The organism is Bacteroidales bacterium (assembly GCA_018334875.1).
In the GTDB taxonomy this organism is placed as follows: Bacteria; Bacteroidota; Bacteroidia; order Bacteroidales; family UBA12077; genus JAGXLC01.
The window spans coordinates 1-3,826 of record JAGXLC010000386.1 but is presented as its reverse complement, the minus strand read 5'-3'; the positions used below and the strand labels follow the sequence as shown (position 1 = coordinate 3,826).

Genomic DNA, 3,826 nt, shown 5'->3' with positions numbered 1-3,826 from the left:
GGGGAGGCAGTGCTCGTCCTCCTAACCCCTTCTGCCATTTCTGCCGCAGTTTGTTCACTGACTGCTCCGTATTCTTGTATGGTTTTTTCCGATACCCCTAAAAGTTCTATCTTGGAGTCATTGGTGTAGGTAATAAACCCTCTTTTAAAATACTCAGAACTTCCGGGAATATTGGTTAAGGTGTGAGAAATAAGACCACCGGTGCAGGACTCGGCTACAGCTACAGTTAGCTTCTGCTGAAATAATAACTGAGCCACAATTTCTTCCAGGGAATCATCACCGGTTCCATAAATATACCTGTCTAATTGTTCTCTGAGTCGATGTTCAGCCTGCTCCAAAATTTGTTGGGCTTTTTCTGCTTTAGTTTCAACAACTTTTAATTTGATTTGAACCCCGCTTATCTGGGGTAAGTAGGCAATGCGCAGCTGAGGAAACTGACTTCTTAAATGATCGATCCTACTGGCGATATCCGATTCAAATATTCCTGTAGTTCTGATGATTTTCTGTTTTATACCCCCAGGAGGATAATGTCTTTTGAGAAAAGGGAGCACGTGCTGCTGCATCATATTCTGCATTTCTATAGGTACACCGGGGAGAAAATAATAAACAGACTCTTCATGTTTAATCCTGACTCCCGGAGCAGATCCAATCCGGTTTTCTATAACTTCAGCACCTTCCGGCAATTCCGCCTGCTTGCGATTTTCCGGGGCCATCACCCTCCCTCGCTTCCTGAATTTTTCTTTAATAGATTCCAAGATCTCCTTCTGAAAAACTAATTTTCGATTGAAGTACCGGGCTGCTCCCTGCATGGTCACATCATCCGAGGTTGGTCCCAATCCTCCTGTACAGATAATGAAGGATGCTCTTTCTCCGGCAGCTTTGAGAGAAGCAGCAATAGATGCAACTTCATCACCAACAGTGGTCATGTAATCAACTGTTAGATTGACCTCATCTAAAATCTTGCCGATATAAGCTGCATTTCTATTGACAATAAAACCGGAAAGCAGCTCATCACCGATGGAAATAAGTTCCACCTTCATACATATTCCCTAATATAAAAAATAAATCACCATTCTTAGTAAAAGATTGGTATAGAGCCCGGCTAATATGTCATCAATCATTACTCCCCACCCTCGAGGTATTTTCTGAGAGGCATTAACCGGAGGAGGTTTAAGTATATCAAAAATTCGAAAAACAAAAAATGCAATGATCAGCCAGTACCACTGCAGCCCATCCGGCAGAAAAATAATGGAAACCCACATCCCCACTATCTCATCAACATTTATAATGGATGCATCTCTACCCTCTGTTTTTTCAACTTCGGTGGCGGCCCAGACCCCTATAAAAAATAACAACACCGAACTTATTAAAAGCAATAAATCCTGAAATCCCGGGAAAATAAATATTATCAAGAGGCCTAATGCACTCCCTACTGTGCCCGGGGCAATGGGAAAATATCCGGTGTATAATCCGGTTGCTACTATTTTTGATAAATATTGTCGAGTAGACATAATATGACTCCTAATCTAAAATTAATGATAAAAATAACATGAGGAGTTTCAATGCCCCTCACAGAACCGGACTTGTGGATTTCCCACATCCGGCTCTTCAGTCTAACTCACCTTACAGGCGACACGTAAAAGCTATGCACTATTCTCGGTTTAGGTAACGGGTAATGCTTGAGATATTTGTTATACTTATCCCAGCTCATTTTCCGTTTCTGACTACGTCGGTTCAACCATTTGCGCACCATTCTTATAGTGAATTTATAGAACCGCATAATTCCATCATAATTCTCACTGACTCCGTAATACTGAAAATGTCCTCGCAGCTTGGCTTTCAGAGTCTTCCACCATTCCTTGGTCTTAACCTGATTCCTTATCGCCTTAAGCCACGCATTCATCGCTTTGCATTTTGCCGAGTACTTCTTGCGGCTGGTCTTGCGTCCTACTTTAAACTTGCCTTTGCGCGACCTGTCGCAATAATGAGTAAAACCAAGAAAATCAAATGTATTGGGGCGACGGTTTTGTTTCTTAGCTGTTTCCCGTTCAAAACGGCCAAAACTTATGTACCGGCTTTTTGTCGGGTGGATTTCCAATCCGTATTTATTGAAACGGTTTTGCAATCCTCGTTCTATACGCTTTGCTTCTCTTAAATAGCGTACAACACAGACAAAATCGTCAGCATATCTGACAATTTCACAATAACCATCCACATATCTTTTAACTGTCTTGTCAAACCATATATCCAATACATAGTGCAGGAAAATATTTGCCAGCAACGGACTCAGAATACTACCTTGCGGTGTCCCTGCATCCGGCTTGACAAGTATGCCGTCATCAATATAGCCGGCTTTAAGGAATTTCTTTATCAAATTTAACAATGTGGTGTCCTTGACTCTCATGCGTAAAAATTCCATAAGATATTCATGCGACACGTTATCAAAAAAACCCTTTATGTCTGCCTCAACAATATGACTAACGGGCTGAAACATTATTAAATCGTTTAACTCCTTCAATGCCTGATGGGCATTCTTGCCCGGACGAAAACCATACGAGCATTCCAGAAAATCCTGTTCATAGATACTCTCAAGTATCCATGTGATCCCACGCTCTACTATTTTGTTCTCCAGAGCGGATATCCCGAGCGGGCGCTTTTCTGTCTCACTCTTTGGAATATAAACTCGTTTCGCTGGTATTGGCTTAAACTTTTTACGCTTTAACCTTGAAACTAACCGCTCCAAATTCTCATCCAGATGCTTACCGTATTCTCCCTTTGTTACGTTATCAATTCCTACAGCCCTATTCCTGTTCAGGCTTTTGTAGCAATCCCGAAGATATTCAACATTCAGTAAGTGAGCAAGGCTCGTGAACTGAAAGTCAGGGTCTCTCCGGGCATGACCGGATATGAGAGCTAATTTCTGCCATGTTATTCCAGCATCAGAGTACGGCATGACTGACCTCAACTCTCTGCGTTAAACTGCTGACCCCTTCGAGTGTCCCTATACTTCGAAACTCAACAGGCATTACCCTGCCTACTCCTCTACTCCGGGTCAGTCCGACTACCGAAACGCCATACCGCCTCGTCGCTTTTCCAGCTCCTTGATAGCTTACTTTCGGAACGCTTCGGTTCTCCCAAGTTCCAATATAAACAGTTCGTTTGCCCGCTACGGACTCAGACCCCGGCACGTCAGATACACACTCACCGTTTATGTGTGTTCCAATATTGGTTTCCAGGAAATGAAACCCTTGACCCAGTGCAACAAGGATTATTTCGGGGCTCAATACCTTCACCCTTTTAGATAATATATCTAAAACAGGGTTCACTCTATCAGATAAATATCTAACAGGGTGAACTTGCGTTGTGGCTGACAAACTGCCCTCCCTCTGGCTTCGCATGATTCGTTACCTCCTCATACGCATAGTTCAGTGCCGTGCCGGTGGTTAGCCGTTACACGTGCCGGATTGTCCGGCTTGCTTATATTAGCTTTGCTTGGCACACTCATTATTTTATCCTTTTATTTCGGTATTTTTATGAAGGCATGATATTTCTGGTTTGCTCTGAGCATATAGAATATTACCACCTCACCCGGGTCATATGATTCCAGAACATCCTTGTAATCATTTACTGAACTGATTTGATGATCTTCAATCTTGGTAATCAAATCCCCAGGTTGAATGCCTGCTTCTGCAGCATGGCTGTAGCGTTTTACCTTGATCACAATTACTCCCTGTTCACCCTCATAAGCATTGTGTCGCAGTCGGGAACGAATGGCATCAGTAAGATTCTTAACTTGCAGACCTATTTTGGTGACTTCACTTTTCTC

The 3,826-nt window shown here is 42.7% G+C and carries 4 protein-coding genes; all 4 read right to left on the bottom strand.

Annotated elements, in window-relative coordinates:
- On the bottom strand, positions 1-1,040 hold a 1,040-nt coding region (locus tag KGY70_18525; GenBank protein ID MBS3777198.1), incomplete at its 3' end, for a CinA family nicotinamide mononucleotide deamidase-related protein.
- A 9-nt stretch (positions 1,041-1,049) separates the two neighbouring features.
- A complete protein-coding gene (locus KGY70_18520; GenBank protein ID MBS3777197.1) occupies positions 1,050-1,511 on the bottom strand; it encodes a phosphatidylglycerophosphatase A in 462 nt (153 codons plus the stop codon).
- A 107-nt stretch (positions 1,512-1,618) separates the two neighbouring features.
- Positions 1,619-2,953, bottom strand: a complete 1,335-nt coding sequence (gene ltrA / locus KGY70_18515) for a group II intron reverse transcriptase/maturase (GenBank protein ID MBS3777196.1) — start codon at positions 2,951-2,953, stop codon at positions 1,619-1,621.
- Positions 2,954-3,517: 564 nt separating this feature from the next.
- Positions 3,518-3,826: PDZ domain-containing protein (locus KGY70_18510; protein ID MBS3777195.1), on the bottom strand; the 309-nt coding region annotated here is incomplete at its 5' end.